The sequence below is a fragment of the Criblamydia sequanensis CRIB-18 genome (assembly GCF_000750955.1).
GTDB lineage: Bacteria > Chlamydiota > Chlamydiia > Chlamydiales > Criblamydiaceae > Criblamydia > Criblamydia sequanensis.
Window position 1 is genome coordinate 37,880 of record NZ_CCEJ010000012.1, and the last position, 15,292, is coordinate 53,171.

Genomic DNA, 15,292 nt, shown 5'->3' on the forward strand with positions numbered 1-15,292 from the left:
TTAAAACAGGGTTATATTTTTTCGCCGTTTTCTCTTAATTCACGAACAACTGCAGCAACGCCTTGCTTATCAATAATTCGAAGCGCTTGCATGCTTACTTTCAAGGTTACAAAACGATTTTCTTCAGCAAGCCATAAACGTTTTTTGATTAGGTTAGGGCTGTGCCTTCTTCTTGTTTTGCCTGTAACTTTTAGACCGATCCCTTTTTGCTTCTTAGCAATACCGCGTATGGCATATTTATAACCGGTCGCAGGTTTTTTTCCTGTAACGCAACATTTTCTAGACATGATTTTTCTCCAAACGTAACAACCCGAACCTAGATTATTCTTTGATCCTTAAGAGACTTTCTCTTAGCTTTTTCAAACTCTTTTTTCAATCAAGAGATTTGAATGACTTTACGCTGTTAAAGTTAAATCAGATAAACGTAAAGGCCCAGGCAATCAAAGGAGAAATCATAGCAGATCTTTAATTTATGGCTCAAGGTAAAATCTATTTTCTTTTTCTATTTAATTAAGGTTCCGGGTTGAATTTTTTGACTAGTCAGGATTTCAATCCCGCTCTCCAAACTCCCGGCCAAAAGCATCCCTTCACTGACTACCCCCATTATGGTTGTCGGCTCTAAATTTGCGACAACCACAACGCTTTTTCCAATTATTTCTTCCGGAGTATATGACTCGGCAATCCCGCTAACGATTGTTCTCTCTTCAAGTCCTAAATTTACGGTTAACTTTAAGAGTTTTTTAGATTTAGGAATTTTCTCAGCTTTTAAGATGAGTGCGGACCGAAGGTCGAGTTTTTGAAAATCGTCAAAAGAAATTTTATCTTTAAAGGGCATAATTCCTAAATTCTCATTTTTAAAATTTTTTTTTGCTTTTTCGTGTAATTTCTTCAAATTCTCAAGTTCTTTAGCGACTTCTTCCTCTTCCACTTTCTTAAAGAGGATTTCAGGCTCTCGTAATTCTTTTTCAAAAGGAAGCTCTGTTTTAACTTCGATATCCCAGTCAGCTTCTTTAAGATCTGTTGTAAAACCAATAAGTTTCCATACTTTTTGAGAAGCTTCCGGAATGATTGGGTAAGATGTAAGAGCAAGAAACTTTATGGCTTGCAAGGAGCAATAAATCGTGGCTCTCATTTTAGGAATTAATTCAGGGTTCTTAAGGGCAAGCCACGGTTTTTTTTGATCGAAGTAAACATTCCCTTTCTGGGCAAGCTCCATGATTAATTGAGAAGCTCTTCTTAATTTAAAATTAGCGTACGCTTCTTCAATTTTATCGCTTAACTCCTTAATTTCCTTGAGAAAGGCTTTGTCTTCATCCTCTAGAATAGGAGACTTTGGAACTTTTCTATCGCAATTTTGTTTTGCAAAAACGAGGACGCGATTGACCAAATTCCCCCATTTTCCAAGTAAATCGGAATTGCATTTTAACTGAAAATCTTTCCAAGTAAACTCGGAATCCTGTGTTTCAGGAGCATTAGAGGCGATGACATAGCGAATTTGATCTGCGGTATACTTAGTAAAAAAGTCATCCAAATCGATGGCCCACCCTTCCGACTTACTAAATTTTTTGCCTTCTAGATTATAGAATTCATTTGCCGGAAGTTCGCTTACAAGCACGTAAGGAGCGTCTTGACCCATAACCATGGCAGGGAAAATGGCGGCATGGAAGGGGATATTATCCTTACCAAGAAAATGAACAAGCTTTGTCTTTTGATCAAACCAAAAATCCTTCCAGGCTTCAGGCTCGCCATTTAACGCTGCCCATTCCATCGTTGCCGAGATATAGCCGATCGGGGCGTCAAACCAAACATAAAGAACTTTTCCTTCCGTATTTGGCAAAGGGATCGGAATCCCCCAGCTTAAATCCCTTGTGATCGCCCGAGGTTTTAAATCCTGGATATACCCCTTTATAAAATTTACCACGTTAGGTTTCCAGGATTTAGTCTCAAGCCAAGCTAAAAGCCGATCTCTAAATTTATCGAGAAGCAAAAACCAGTGCTTGGTATCTTTTAGAGTTAGGCTTTGGCCTGTGAGTTTTGATTTCGGGTTAATTAAATCGGTAGATTCATAGGATGAGCCGCATCTTTGACACTCATCGCCCCTTGCATTTTCATAGCCGCATTTAGGGCATGTCCCGACCACATAGCGATCTGCTAAAAAGCGATTGTCCTTCTCTGAAAAGAGTTGTTTAGTCGTCTTTTCTTCAATATAACCGTTTTTTAGTAGATTTAGAAAAAACACCTGAACAGGCTTTTGATGATAAGATGTGGTTGTTCTTGAAAAATGATCAAAGGAAAAATTTAATTTTTTAAATAAATTTTTATTGATTTCATGAAAAATGTCTACATGTTCTTTAGGGGTTCGATTAGCAAGATCCGCACTTAAAGTGATCGCAACCCCATATTCATCCGAACCGCAAATATATAAGACGTCATTTTTTTTTAATCTCTCGAATCTGGCATAGCAGTCCCCGGGCAAATAAGCGCCTGCAATATGGCCAAAATGCAGCGGGGCATTAGCATAAGGAAGCGCGGAGGTAATGAGAATTTTTTCTTTCATTTTTAACATTAACTTAGGTTTTTGATTTAAATCTCGATTTCTGGATAAAGTCTTTTTTCGAGTAGCTATATAAGGGTTTCTGCACCACCAAGACCTCAAAAGAAGTTCCCGGCACAATTTTCCACCCTACTAAGGTTTTTGTCTTTATATCCACATAAAGAGGTCCAGGCTTTACATAAACAAACTCTGAAGTCACATTTTTAGGGTTTGGATTCGGGCTGGATAGCTCTGTTTGAAAGCCTTCTAAAGATTTATGCGAGGCTCGTATATCTTCTTGCAACTCTTTGGATAAGCTTCCCCATGAGATATAATTTCCAGGGCACCTTTTTGTAATAAAGTTCCAGTCAACAATTGGTCTTCCTGTGAGGGTCACAGCATTTTGGAAAATCCGGCCTGTTTCTCTGCATATCATCGATCTTTTCATTAAAAAGATGCGGTTATCATAACCTCCTATTTCATAATGCAAAAACCGCATCACTTTTTCGATGCTGGAAATAGGTAAATCGCGTCCGAAACGCATTGGCTTTTGCGTGTAAGGGCTAAGACACCGGTCCTCTCTTCTAACCCAATAAAAATAAATGGCATAAGCAAAAAGGAAGACAAAACATAGGAGAATAAATAAGGAAAAGAGAACCACATCTAATTCGCTAACTGCAAGAAAAGACAGGTTCATTCTCATTCCTTAACACTAACCCTCTTTTGAAAAATCCAAGCGGAAGCACCGCTTAAAATTCTAAGGAAAATGATTTTTTTCTCGGGTCTTAGAGTTTTCTTTCTGATTTGTGACTTTTTCCACCCTTATCAAAATCAGACATGCTGACAAATTCGCGGGAGGAGGATTTAGAAGGGTTTTTTCTGTCGATGATGATTTCTTCTTCTACGACTTCAATAATGTCGTCATACTCATCTTCGCCATAGGCAATTTGCGCCAAAACTTCTGAGGCGACATTCTGTGATTCTTGGGCGAATCCGGCTTCACGGCCGCTTATTACAAAATGTCTTGCAAGTTTAATGGCATCTCTAACAAGCTCAAAAAGACTTCTTGATTTAGTATTGATCAAGATTTCATTGGTTAGGTTATCTTCAAATCGACTCATTTTCCGCCTATTAAAATAAATGTTTAAGAATATCTATAAAATACTAGCAAGTTTTAAAAGAAAATGAAAGTGAAAATCATAGAGTTTATTCTTTATTCTCTAAATTATATCTCTTTTACAAAAAGATGTCACTTCCAGACAAAATACTTTTAAGAAAACAGCTTAAGAAGGGAGAATATCAGCCCTATGAGCTTCCGCTATCAAAATACTTTGCAGAACACGATAGGCTGTGTCTAAATCGGCATTGATAATTTTATAGTCATAGAATCTTGCGCAAGCAATTTCTCTTTCCGCCCACTTGAGACGCTCTTTTATAATGGTTTCATTTTCAGTATTTCTCTCAATAAGCCTTCTTTTGAGCTCTTCAATAGAAGGCGGGATTAAGAAAATAAAAACAGCCTCAAGTTTTTCTTTTAATTGAAGGGCGCCTTGTGTATCAATCACTAATATAACATGTTTACCGGAAGAGAGTTCTTCTTCAACCCATTTTATTGAGGTCCCGTAATAATCCCCGTAAAGTTCAACATGCTCTAAAAAAGCTTTGTCTTCGATTTGCTTTTCAAATTCTTCTCTTGAAACAAAAAAATAGTCTACGCCATGCCTTTCTTTTGGTCTTGGAGCTCTTGTTGTAAAAGAAATACTTTGGGTCACATAAGGAAATTCACCTGCCAGTTTTTTTACAAGAGTAGTCTTTCCAGTTCCAGCTGGCGCGCTTATAATAAATAGAGTTCCCTCTTTTGAATTTCCAAATAGCTTTTCTTTCATTTTATTCGATATTCTGCAATTGCTCTTTTATCTTTTCGAGCTCTGACTTAAAATCTACTGTTAAAATGGATACTTTAGTTTCATTTGTTTTCGATGAGATCGTCGTGATCTCGCGATGGATTTCCTGGCAAATAAATTCTAATTTCTTTCCCTGCTGCGATTCATGCTCCATAGTCTTCAAAAAAAGATCGATATGGGACTTTAGCCTTACAATTTCCTCGGTGATGTCAGCTTTATCGGCTAGAAGGCAGGCCTCTCTTAAAACCCTCTCATCTGAGCTAACCCCCTCCGGGAGCATTTCCTTTATCCTTGCCTTTAACCTCTCATAAAGAAGCTCTCTCACATTTTCTGAATTATTTTCAATCAATGAAAGAAAATGTTTTAATTTTTCCATCCTGGCAAAGAGGTCTTCTTCTAAAACCCTACCCTCTTTTTCTTTGGATATTTGAAAAGCTTCCAAGGCCTCATCAAGAGCTGCAAAGAAAAAAGGCTCCATTTTTTCTTGAAAGGCAGGGTCTTCATCAAAAAGGATAAGATTGGATTCTTTTGGCAGCAACGCCAAGGCTATCTCTTTTTCCGCCAATCCGAATTCTTTAGCCATTTCCTTATAAACAGGTTTTAACTGTTCTAAAAAACCATTGTTTGCAGAAGCGACAAAGGGGGTATCCTTATTGAGCCGAAGTGAAACTTTAACAATCACTAAGCCTCTTGCCGTTTTCTTTTGCACCCTTTTTCTTATTTCCGGATCAAAAATTGAGATTTCCTTCGGCAAAAAAGTTTGCACCTCAAGATGTCTTCTATTTATTGAGGAAATCTCAATTAAGCATCTTCCTATAGAATCAACGTGATTTACTCGGCTAAATGCCGTCATACTTCTTAACATGGGGCCTTGTGACTTTCGAAAGCTTTCGGGAAATTATTCAATAATTGCAGTTATAATAAAATTTATAGAGGGTTGTTGTCAAATTAAACCCGTCTTTTCCCCGCCGCTTATAGGTAATAACGACCCATAGAAAACAGCCGTTCCATCTGAAAGCTCTTGCTCCTCTAAAAAGGGGTTAAGTTCTTCATTGAACTTTTTCTTTAAAGATATAATTCGCACCTTTCTTTCGGATTTAACCGCTTCTATAATTCTATTGCCCTGAACAAAAAGCATGACGTGGGTAATTCTTCCCCCAACCCCTTTTTCAGATGAAAACAAAAGATCCCCTGTTTTCAAGTCTGAAAATCGTTTTCGTTCACACTTAAGAAACTGATCATGGGCATTTCTCGGAATCGTTTTTCCAAAACTTCTAAATAAAAGATGAGTCAGACCCGAGCAATCTACTCCTTGCTCTTGACTTGGGTTTAAGCCTCCCCAAAAGTAAGGGATGTCGATCAAATCGATAGCTCGGGATAACAGCTCTTTGGGATGCAAAGGCTTAACTAAAGAATCAACAGAATTTCTTGAAATATAGCCAGTTTCCGAACCTAAGTTAAGCTTAAGCCACTCGCCATCAAGTTCACCAAAAAGCCTAGATCCAAGAGGTAACTTGCCAATTGTTAGACTTGTCTTGTTTTTATCAGCTTTAATTTCTGTCTCTACTTTTATCACACACCAATTCGGTTTTTTATCAATGATTGAAAAAGTTTCTTTTAAAACCCAACCTTGATAGGGAACCCATTGATTATTTTTAAAGACGGGCTGATTCAATAAGTCCACTAAAAACCAAGGGCCGGAAGCGTCTATAATCCGCACCTCTTCTCCTGATAAAATTTGACTTTCTTGCAATGGGTCGTTCCAATTGGAAGGCTCTCTTTTTTCTTTTAAAGCTCGTAAATCAGCTGGAACCTTAGGGTAAGGCAGGGTTGTAAACATGGCTCTCTTATAAATTTTTAATTGTTGTTTAGTAACATTGCGTTAAGTTATCTTAGTATTTCTCAATATTGAAACGATTTTTCTTATTTAATTAATAATTTTTATAATACGCCGCAACGTAAAAATAATAATGGTATAGTATGATCGAAAATCCTCCAGTTGTTAAAGCTAGACCCACTCTTCTACCTTATGTTGAACCAACGCCCGGGATATTAATCCGTGTCTGCGTTGTCATCGTTCAAATTGTAAAAAAGATCTTTTCGATCCTCTTTTTTTGGTGGCCTTCGAGACCAACTCTAACAAAAAGAGAACACATTGAAGCTTTAAAAGAAATTCAAAAAAAAGCTTATTCGGAAACCCCTTACGAACCCTTTAGTATTTCAAGAAACAGTACAAACTATTCTAGAGGATCCACAACCTTTCGCTACAGCCATCTTCTGAGCTATTTAAAATTAGAGTCATCTCAGAGCCTGCCTGCAGCCACCATTCCTGAAAATATAATTAAAAGTGATTATGAAGAGGTGGTTTTTCCGGAGCCCCTTCAAAAAATGAGACGATTTATGTCGGAATTTATTTCAGGCTGCACATCTTGCGCAATTGATAAAATTTTACCGCCTCTTGAGATGAAAGATGTCTATTTCGAACAAGTTAAGGAGTCCTTAAAACTACTCTCCTCTTTTATCATTCAAGTGGGAGGTCATATTAAAAATCCCGTTTTTGAAACCATGACAAAACATGGAATTCGAATTCATACAGAAGCCATCTTTCTTAAATCTCTAAAGAAAGTCCTTAATTGGCTTATTAAAGAAGACTCAAGCAGCACTAATTTAAAGCTAAATATTGTGAGTGATTTAAAAAAGAACGTCGATAAAAAAATTGAAGAGGGAAAATTAACTTTAAATTCGCCTTTTGAAGAGGAAAGACAAAGGATTATCAAAAAACTGGCTGAAATAGATGAGAAAAACGCTTCCCTGGATAAAAAGCCTCTTCTCCCTTCTATGCCTAAAAGAAAAAGAAAATCAAGCAATAGCCAAGAAAACCTTGCAAAAGAGAGAGAATCGTTAGAATTTGTAAAGGGAAAGATAGATAAAGAGATTACAGACTTAAAAGAAAAACATTTATACCTTGTAGTCAACTGGATATTTGATACCGGAAGGCCAAAAGAAATTGACCGGGAAGGCTTTATCGGGGAAATGATTGATGCTTACTATGAGGAATGCATTTCTCTTCTTGTAGACGCTAAAATCGACCTTTTGCTCTCTGATTTAAAACTTAAGATTGTCGATAAACTCCCCTCTATTATTGAAGTCACTTTAAAAAGAAATACCGCAATATTAACTGAAGAGCTATCGGGTCGGATTGCAGATTTATTCGTTCATATGGATTTATCAGAAATGATAGACAAGCTTACTCTTGCAATCGATCAGCACATCACAACCTTTATTCAAGCTAAAAATGATGTTAGAGAAGAGATAAAACATAGTTCGAGTGATAAAGAGCTCGAAGCCGAAGAACTAAATGCTATTGCCTATCAATTTGGAACCTATGAAACGGCGCACCCTGTGTTAAGACAAATCCTGACAATACCTAAGGGAAGATCGACAAGGACGTGGAATGGATCTAAAGAATTTAGCGAATGGAAAAAATCCCATGAACTTAATTTGCTAAATGACCTTGTCAAAAGGCTTGTAAGCTCTCTTCTTCCCTCCCGCGTAGAAGAAATTGATGGCAGAAGCCGAACCATTACAGGCCTTCAAAATCTCTGGAGACGGCTTGAACTTCCGGAAGAACTTAAAAATTTAGGAAAAGAGATCGAGCAATTCGTCAAGCATTTCCTGCCTGAAGAATTTACGTTTGCTGAAGATGTTAAAGAGCTTATTTCAAGATCTGCAGAACAGATCATTCCGACGATTATCGAAACTCATATCCAGCTTTTCTCTTCCCACTTGCTCTTTATGATGTTTGAGACTTTTATTACCCCTCAAGCCTTCAGTCAATTTATGGCGGATAGCCTGCTTCCTGTTTTAGAAGAGCAGTGTCAAGATATCTTAATGAGGAATGTTTATTGCAAAAGCTTAAACAAGCCAACTTCAACAATGGCGAGCAATCTAAACGAATTAAAACTTAAATTAACGGAATGCCAAAAAATCGAGGTGGCTTTTTTTGATTCTTTTAAAAGTTATTTTTTAAGCGATTCTTTAGCCGTTCTCCCTCTCACAAAAGAGGAAAAAACAGCCCTTTTAGAGACGTTTTTTAACATCATTACAACTACTGTAAAAAATACTCCACCAACCGCTAATTTACTGAAAACCATCTTAAGCCATCTTAGGGAAAATCAAATCCTTCAAAATTTTGGTCCCAAATCAATTTCCCAAGCCTTTTCACCTTTCCTTAAGCAGTCGGTTGAGCCCCTAAAACAATTACGGACTCTTGGAAATTTATTTCAGTTGAAAAGACAGGAAATCGCCTCTGAAATCTTTCACCTCATGGAATCAAAAATAAGCGAATACAAAAAAAATAGCGGCGATTTAAAAGAGGAAGCTTTTATTCAAAGAATTGCTCTTCCCTTTATTCATGAGCTGGAAAAAGTTTTAATACATGAATCCTTTAATGATATGACAGAAAGTGAGGCCGTCATCCTATACCTTACCGAGACTGTCCCGGGAGCTCAGGAAAAAGATTATTACTATGCGATGATAGATAAACTTTGTTTTAAAATTGGCGAATATGGAAGCTGGGTTGAAAAAGCGCTAGCTCTTGCTAAAAAGCCTATCAATCAATCCATTTCTGCTTCCTTACAACCTTTAAGAGAGGATTACGCCCTTATCGACCTTTTTGTCTCTAAACTTCAAAAAGCTTTTCCGGATAAAAAAGCTATTAAAACTTTATTAGAGAGAAGAGAAGAGCCCCCCTTATCTCCAAAATCCTTTGGCAGATCTCTTGATAAAGAGATCCATCGTATTTCAGGTCTTGTTCATGACATATTTAGATCTTATGCTAATACAGGCGGATGGACAGGCTTTTTACAAACTTGCGCCATGCCGTTTGTTCTTGGCAATAGCGGGGATATCGAAAATTTAATTAAAAAGGTCTACAACCAGCTTTTCCAGCATGAGCATTTTAATCTGAATCTTTTTGCTCAAATTACCGACGTTTTTTCAGAAGCCTTAAAAAATTCGACTTTACAGATTAAGAATGAAAGAACTGCAGCGACTTTACAAGGTTCTGTGAGCGCAATTGTTCTTCCGGCTGAAAGCGTGCCAGCAACCTCTGCAAATACTGGAAATTAATAAAAAAAGAACTCGCGGGCTATTCCGCGAGTTCTTTTTTTACATATCTAGTCAACGACCATATTCAAAAGCTTATTCGGAACAAAAATGACTTTTTTAATCTCTTTACCGCCAAGATGTTTTGAGATAAGTTCATTTTCTTTGGCAATCTTAAGAATTTCTTCTTCGCTTCGATTTTTGGGAAGATCGAACTTGCCTCTTACTTTTCCGTTCACTTGAACAATGTAGGTGGCTAAAGCATCCGTCAAGTAGACCGGGTTGACATCAGGAAAAGGATGCGCGTTTAGGTTTTCTTTAAAGCCAAGGGTTTCCCAGATCTCTTCCGCAAGGTGGGGCGCAAAAGGCATCAAGCATTGGGTCGCCATTTTTATAATAGACTTTGGATAGCTTTCAAGCTTCGTAAACTCATTTATAAACTCCATCATTTTAGCAATCGCAGTGTTAAACTGTAAGGCTTCAATATCATTTGTCACTTGATGGACAAGTCTATGTCCAAGTCTTAAAGCCTCTTCATTGACATCCTCTGTAACTTTATCCGAGGTTGCCATATCATAAAATCTTTGCAAGAAACGGCGGCAGCCGCTGACCGCATCGGTATTCCAAACTTTTTCGCGATCCAAGGGCCCCATAAACATTTCATAAAGCCTGAGTGAATCCGCTCCGAACTCTTCTATAATATCATCAGGGGTAATGCCATTAAGTTTCGACTTAGACATTTTTTCGATTTGGCTTTTTAAAACCTCGCCGCTTTTTCGTTCGATATATTGGCCATTTTTTTCCATCACTTCTTCAGGGTCGACATAAAGATTGTCTTTATTCTGGTAGGATCTTGCAACAATCAATCCCTGATTTCGAAGCTGCTGAAAAGGCTCTTTTGTTGAAACAAGCCCTAGGTCATAGAGGACTTTATGCCAAAACCTAGCGTAGAGAAGATGAAGCACCGCATGCTCAACTCCACCCACATAAAGGTCAACCGGCATCCAATAATTCTCTTTATCGGCATCCCAAGCTCTTTTTTCATTTTGCGGATCTAAAAATCTTAAGTAATACCAGCAAGAACCGGCCCATTGAGGCATGGTATTTGTTTCCCGTTTGGCTGCCTTTCCTTCTTTTTTATCTTGAATGTCTACCCAATCAGTCACCTTTGCAAGCGGGCTTCTTCCATCACCTGCAGGTCTAAAATCCTGGATATCAGGAGGCAATAAAGGAAGCTCATCCAAATCAAGAACACGCTTTGTTCCGTCTTCAAAATGAAGGATCGGAAAAGGTTCGCCCCAATAGCGCTGCCTTGAAAAAAGCCAATCTCTTAGCTTATAGCAAGTGGTTTCTTTACCCGCGTTTTTTTTCTCAAGATATTTGGCGACGGCGCTTTTGGCCTCTTCCATAGATAAGTTTGAAAGGTCCAAGTCTTCATTCTTTGAATAAATATAGCGCCCTTCCCCTGTCCAGCATCTCTTTCCTTTTAAAACCTCCTCTAAGACCTCCTCTTTTTCCATTCCAATCGGAATCAACTGAGAATAGGTTTCAAAATCAGGCTCTATAATAGGTAAAATCGGTAAGTTAAATTTTCGAGCAAATTCAAAATCACGCTCATCATGGCCTGGAACTGCCATAATGGCGCCTGTTCCATAGCCCATCAACACATAATCACTTACCCAAATAGGGATCTTTCGGCCGTTTAAGGGATTGATGGCGTAGGTGCCAATAAATACACCGCTTTTATCTTTTGCAAGATCAGTCCTAGCCAAATCACTTTTTTTACTGGCTTGCTTTTGATACTCTTGAACTTCGGCTTTTGATTGCTCGTGAGTCAGTGTTTCTAAGAACGGATGTTCAGGAGAAAGAACAAGAAAGGTCGCTCCAAAAAGAGTGTCCGCTCTTGTCGTAAAAACTTCTATGGTTTCGTTTCTATTTTCGATCGGGAATAAAACTTTTGCCCCGAGGCTCTTGCCGATCCAATTCACTTGAAGCTTTTTTAAACCTTCAGGCCAATCCAAAAGACTTAAATCATCAAGCAGCTTTTCCGCATACTCTGTGATTTTCAATACCCATTGCTTTAAAGGCTTTCGCTCTACCGGATGGCCTCCTTCTTTTGCCTTCCCGTCTTCTACTTCTTCATTCGCTAAAACGGTGCCAAGAGCCGGGCAATAGTTAACTAGCATCTCCGCTTCATAAGCTAAGCCCTTCTCATAAAGCTTAGTAAAAATCCACTGCGTCCACTTATAATACTTAGGGTCGCTTGTGGCAAGCTCCCTATCCCAATCGTAGCTAAATCCAAGAGATTTTAACTGTTTTCTAAAAGTATCAATGTTTTTTTTAGTCGTCTCTTGCGGGTGTGTCCCTGTTCGAACGGCGTATTGTTCAGCCGGCAACCCGAAACTATCCCAGCCCATGGGATGGAGAACATTGAATCCTTTTTGTCTTTTGAAACGAGCGATGATATCTGTCGCGGTATACCCTTCGACATGCCCCACGTGAAGGCCGGAGCCCGAAGGGTATGGGAACATATCCAATACGTAATATTTTGGCTTGGAACGGTCAGCCTCGACTTTAAAAGCTTTATTTTCTTCCCAGTTTTTCTGCCACTTGGATTCAATGGCTTTATGGTTGTATTTCATGAAAATTCTCAAATTTAATGCATAAGTATTAAGGAGCTTATATTTATATAGGCTTTCAAAATTATTTTATAGTTCAAAAAAACCCTTGCGAACTTGCTTTATTTTGAAGGACGTGGAGCTTTAGGTTTGAAGGAATCGAAAAATGGTTCTCCGGCCAATCAATTTATGATAGAATAACAAGCTTAAAGAGAAAAGGGAGAGGTTGGCGAGAGTTTAACTCCTTTCCAAATTGGAAATTATATGGCAAAAAAAACCAAAAAGTCAAAAGAAGATCGGCTGAAAGAAAATCTTTTGAAAACTATTAGAGAATTTTTAAGTTCAAAAAAAGCAAGGCCCCTTTCATTTGAAGAGTTAATCCAAAAATTAAAGATTTTGCCGGAGCATGCTCCTTTAATAAATGAGCTCCTTCAATCTCTTTTAAACGAGGGTGAAGTTTCTTTTTCATCCGGCCGCTATTCCTATGAGTCCTCTATCGGGAACGAAGATCTCCTTAAGGGGACTATAAAAATGCACCCTAGGGGTTTTGGCTTTGTCATCCCTGAGGACCGATCCGCATTTCCTGAAGACATTTTTATTCCAAGACACTTTACCATGAATGCAGTCGATGGAGATAAAGTGGAAGTGTTAGTCTCCTCTCTTCCGCAGCATGATAAAGGTCCTGAAGGCAAAGTCCTGAATATTTTGGAACGATCAAGAAGGCATCTTGCCGGAATCATTAGAGAATTTGGAGAAAATGAGGAACCGATCGTTTATGTGCCTATGCTTGGGGCTAACCAAAGAGTTATTCTAAAGCAGGAAGGTCAAAAGTTATTGACAGTCGGTGATCGAATCGTCATTGAAGTTTTGGAGTGGGGAACAAAACAATCGGTAACCATAGCGAGGCTTTTACATAAAATAGGTCACATTTCGGATCCAAAGTGCGACATACCGGCTGCCATTGAAGAGTATGATCTTAAAAATTCTTTTTCTCCTCTAGTTTTAAAAGAAGCTGAAAAATTTGGAAAAAGAATTAAGCCAAGCGATCTTAAAGGCAGACGCGATCTTCGAAATGAGGTGACTTTTACAATCGACCCTGACACTGCGAAAGATTTTGACGATGCCTTAACGCTTACTAAAGATAAAAAAGGGCATTATTTCTTGGGCGTCCATATAGCCGATGTGTCTCACTATGTAAGAGCCGGCTCCTATTTAGATGAAGAAGCGAAAAATCGCGCTAATTCGACTTATTTTCCCGGAGTTTGCGTCCCCATGCTGCCTAAGGAACTCTCTGAAAACTTATGCAGCCTGAAAGCTAATGTGGCAAGGCTTACAGCTTCTGTCTTTATGGAGTTTGACCCTGCAGGTGAGCTTGTTTCCTATAGTATTGATAGATCCGTAATTAAAAGCGTCAAAAGATTAACCTATAGAGAAGCTTTTGCCATCCTTCAGGGAAAAAAGAAAAGTCCGCTTAAGGAAAATCTAGAGTTGATGGTAGAGCTATGCCGGCTTCTAAAAAGAAAAAGAATCGATCGAGGAAGCGTAGACCTTGCTCTTCCGGATCTTGTAGTGCTTGTGGATCCTCAAGGGAACCCAACCGGCATTGACACAGTCGAATATGACATCACACACCAGCTTGTCGAAGAATTTATGCTTAAAGCCAATGAAATGGTGGCAACTCATCTTGACAACCTGGGCAAAAATCTGGCTTTTAGAGTTCATGACGAACCGGCTTCTGAAAATATTCAAGATTTCGTTAAATTAACAAGGTCCTTTGGCTTTGAGATGCCGGATAAGCCAACCTCCTATGCCATCCAGAAACTTTTTAACGAGGCTGTAAAAAGCCCTTACGGGCAGTACTTGGCTACAAGCTACATTCGCCGCATGAAAATGGCCTATTACTCGCCTGAAAACATCGGCCACTACGGGCTTGGTTTAACCCATTATTGCCACTTCACAAGCCCTATAAGGCGTTATGCGGACTTGATTGTCCACCGTATTTTATTTGGCGACGAGGATAATCTTGAATATTTGGAAGAAGCCACACTTCACTGTTCTGAGCAAGAAAGAGTTTCTGCAAAAGCTGAGATGAGCGTTATTCTTCTAAAGAAATTAAGGTTGATTCAAAAAGAATTTATTAAAGATCCTTATCAAGAATACAACGCTGTCGTCACAAGCATCAAGCCTTTTGGAATAACAATTGAAGTGCTGCCCCATCTTTTAGACGGCTTCATCCACATTTCTGAGATCGGGAATGACTTTTTCGACTACGACGAGCAAAAAATGCAGCTCCGAGGAAAAAGAAGCAAAGTCACCTATAATATGGGCGATACAGTTACTGCTGTTTTGAAAAGCATTGATTTGATTATGCAAGAGAGCAGATGGGAGATTCTCCCAAAAGAAGGCGAAAAAAATCTAGCTGCCCTTAAACCTAAAAAAAGTCGTAAAGATTTTAAAAATGTAAAAAAATCAAAAAGAAATAGAAAAAAAAGATGATGTTAAACGAAGATTTTTATCTTCATGACGATGTTCTTTTTTTAGCGGAAAAGCTGATTGGGAAAACTCTTTTCACAAACATTGGGGGAAAACTTACCGCAGGCATCATTGTTGAAACAGAAGCCTATAAAGCACCTGAAGATAAAGCGTCTCATGCATATAATTTAATTCGAACAAAACGAAATGAAAGCATGTATAGAAAAGGGGGCACTGCCTACGTTTATCTATGCTATGGCATTCATACGATGTTTAATATTGTCACAAATAAAGAAGAGATGCCTCATGCTATATTGATAAGAGCAATTGAGCCGACCCTTGGAATTGAAGTCATGCTGGAGCGGCGAAAAAAAATGAATCTTACCCCCTCTCTAACCATGGGCCCGGGAGCTTTAACTCAAGCTTTAGGTATTACTTTAAAACAAGACAAAGTACCTTTGTTCGGGCCAGAGATCTGGATAGAAAAAGAAAAGAAAATAATTCCATCTGATGCGATTGACAAAAGCAAACGGATCGGCATCGATTATGCCGAAGAGTATAAAGAAATGCTTTGGAGATTTACTTTAAAAAATTCTCCCTACATAAGAAAAGAGAAACGGGTTAAAGAGTAAGCCCTTTATAATTTAGTTATCGTACCT

General features: G+C 38.5%; 11 protein-coding genes. 3 read left to right on the forward strand and 8 right to left on the reverse strand.

From position 1 onward, the window contains the following. Positions 1–11: 11 nt before the first annotated feature. The 7 genes from rpmB to CSEC_RS11340 all read right to left on the reverse strand — a co-directional run bounded on the left by rpmB (position 12) and on the right by CSEC_RS11340 (position 6,277). Positions 12–287 carry a 50S ribosomal protein L28 gene (gene rpmB, locus CSEC_RS11310; protein WP_041018600.1) on the reverse strand — a complete coding sequence of 92 codons (276 nt, stop codon included), beginning with the start codon at positions 285–287 and terminating at the stop codon, positions 12–14. A 215-nt stretch (positions 288–502) separates the two neighbouring features. After that, the gene (gene metG / locus CSEC_RS11315; protein WP_041018634.1) at positions 503–2,557 is read right to left on the reverse strand and encodes a methionine--tRNA ligase; all 2,055 of its coding nucleotides are present in this window, start codon (positions 2,555–2,557) and stop codon (positions 503–505) included. 13 nt (positions 2,558–2,570) lie between these two features. Next, entirely contained in the window at positions 2,571–3,230 is a 660-nt protein-coding gene (locus CSEC_RS11320) for a hypothetical protein (protein ID WP_237559242.1), read from the reverse strand. Between the two features lie 88 nt (positions 3,231–3,318). Then, positions 3,319–3,654 carry a hypothetical protein gene (locus tag CSEC_RS11325; protein WP_041018601.1) on the reverse strand — a complete coding sequence of 112 codons (336 nt, stop codon included), beginning with the start codon at positions 3,652–3,654 and terminating at the stop codon, positions 3,319–3,321. Between the two features lie 162 nt (positions 3,655–3,816). After that, positions 3,817–4,419, reverse strand: coding sequence for a guanylate kinase (gene gmk, locus CSEC_RS11330; RefSeq protein ID WP_041018602.1), 603 nt, complete (start codon positions 4,417–4,419; stop codon positions 3,817–3,819). A gap of 1 nt (position 4,420) precedes the next feature. Further along, a complete protein-coding gene (locus tag CSEC_RS11335; protein ID WP_041018603.1) occupies positions 4,421–5,290 on the reverse strand; it encodes a YicC/YloC family endoribonuclease in 870 nt (289 codons plus the stop codon). Between the two features lie 90 nt (positions 5,291–5,380). Beyond that, complete coding sequence (locus CSEC_RS11340) at positions 5,381–6,277, reverse strand: C40 family peptidase (protein ID WP_041018604.1); 897 nt, start codon at positions 6,275–6,277, stop codon at positions 5,381–5,383. A gap of 140 nt (positions 6,278–6,417) precedes the next feature. Here CSEC_RS11340 and CSEC_RS11345 point away from each other — a divergent pair, with 140 nt between their 5' ends. Next, positions 6,418–9,567: a hypothetical protein gene (locus CSEC_RS11345; RefSeq protein ID WP_041018605.1), complete on the forward strand. Its 3,150-nt coding sequence runs from the start codon at positions 6,418–6,420 to the stop codon at positions 9,565–9,567. 47 nt (positions 9,568–9,614) lie between these two features. Here the strand turns inward: CSEC_RS11345 and leuS are convergent, their stop codons facing one another. Continuing rightward, on the reverse strand, positions 9,615–12,185 hold the full coding sequence (gene leuS, locus CSEC_RS11350; protein ID WP_041018606.1) for a leucine--tRNA ligase: 2,571 nt from the start codon (positions 12,183–12,185) through the stop codon (positions 9,615–9,617). Between the two features lie 240 nt (positions 12,186–12,425). Between leuS and rnr the strand changes: the two genes are divergently transcribed. Beyond that, the gene (gene rnr, locus CSEC_RS11355; protein ID WP_053332027.1) at positions 12,426–14,657 is read left to right on the forward strand and encodes a ribonuclease R; all 2,232 of its coding nucleotides are present in this window, start codon (positions 12,426–12,428) and stop codon (positions 14,655–14,657) included. Further along, positions 14,654–15,265, forward strand: a complete 612-nt coding sequence (locus tag CSEC_RS11360) for a DNA-3-methyladenine glycosylase (RefSeq protein WP_041018608.1) — start codon at positions 14,654–14,656, stop codon at positions 15,263–15,265. The genes rnr and CSEC_RS11360 overlap by 4 nt, the downstream gene beginning before the upstream one ends. Positions 15,266–15,292: the final 27 nt, after the last annotated feature.

Excerpts from the sequence above, each read along its gene's own strand:
- rpmB (WP_041018600.1), bottom strand. The coding sequence starts at position 287 with ATGTCTAGAAAATGTTGCGTTACAGGAAAAAAACCTGCGACCGGTTAT.
- metG (WP_041018634.1), bottom strand. The coding sequence starts at position 2,557 with ATGAAAGAAAAAATTCTCATTACCTCCGCGCTTCCTTATGCTAATGCC.
- CSEC_RS11320 (WP_237559242.1), bottom strand. The coding sequence starts at position 3,230 with ATGAACCTGTCTTTTCTTGCAGTTAGCGAATTAGATGTGGTTCTCTTT.
- CSEC_RS11325 (WP_041018601.1), bottom strand. The coding sequence starts at position 3,654 with ATGAGTCGATTTGAAGATAACCTAACCAATGAAATCTTGATCAATACT.
- gmk (WP_041018602.1), bottom strand. The coding sequence starts at position 4,419 with ATGAAAGAAAAGCTATTTGGAAATTCAAAAGAGGGAACTCTATTTATT.
- CSEC_RS11335 (WP_041018603.1), bottom strand. The coding sequence starts at position 5,290 with ATGACGGCATTTAGCCGAGTAAATCACGTTGATTCTATAGGAAGATGC.
- CSEC_RS11340 (WP_041018604.1), bottom strand. The coding sequence starts at position 6,277 with ATGTTTACAACCCTGCCTTACCCTAAGGTTCCAGCTGATTTACGAGCT.
- CSEC_RS11345 (WP_041018605.1), top strand. The coding sequence starts at position 6,418 with ATGATCGAAAATCCTCCAGTTGTTAAAGCTAGACCCACTCTTCTACCT.
- leuS (WP_041018606.1), bottom strand. The coding sequence starts at position 12,185 with ATGAAATACAACCATAAAGCCATTGAATCCAAGTGGCAGAAAAACTGG.
- rnr (WP_053332027.1), top strand. The coding sequence starts at position 12,426 with ATGGCAAAAAAAACCAAAAAGTCAAAAGAAGATCGGCTGAAAGAAAAT.
- CSEC_RS11360 (WP_041018608.1), top strand. The coding sequence starts at position 14,654 with ATGATGTTAAACGAAGATTTTTATCTTCATGACGATGTTCTTTTTTTA.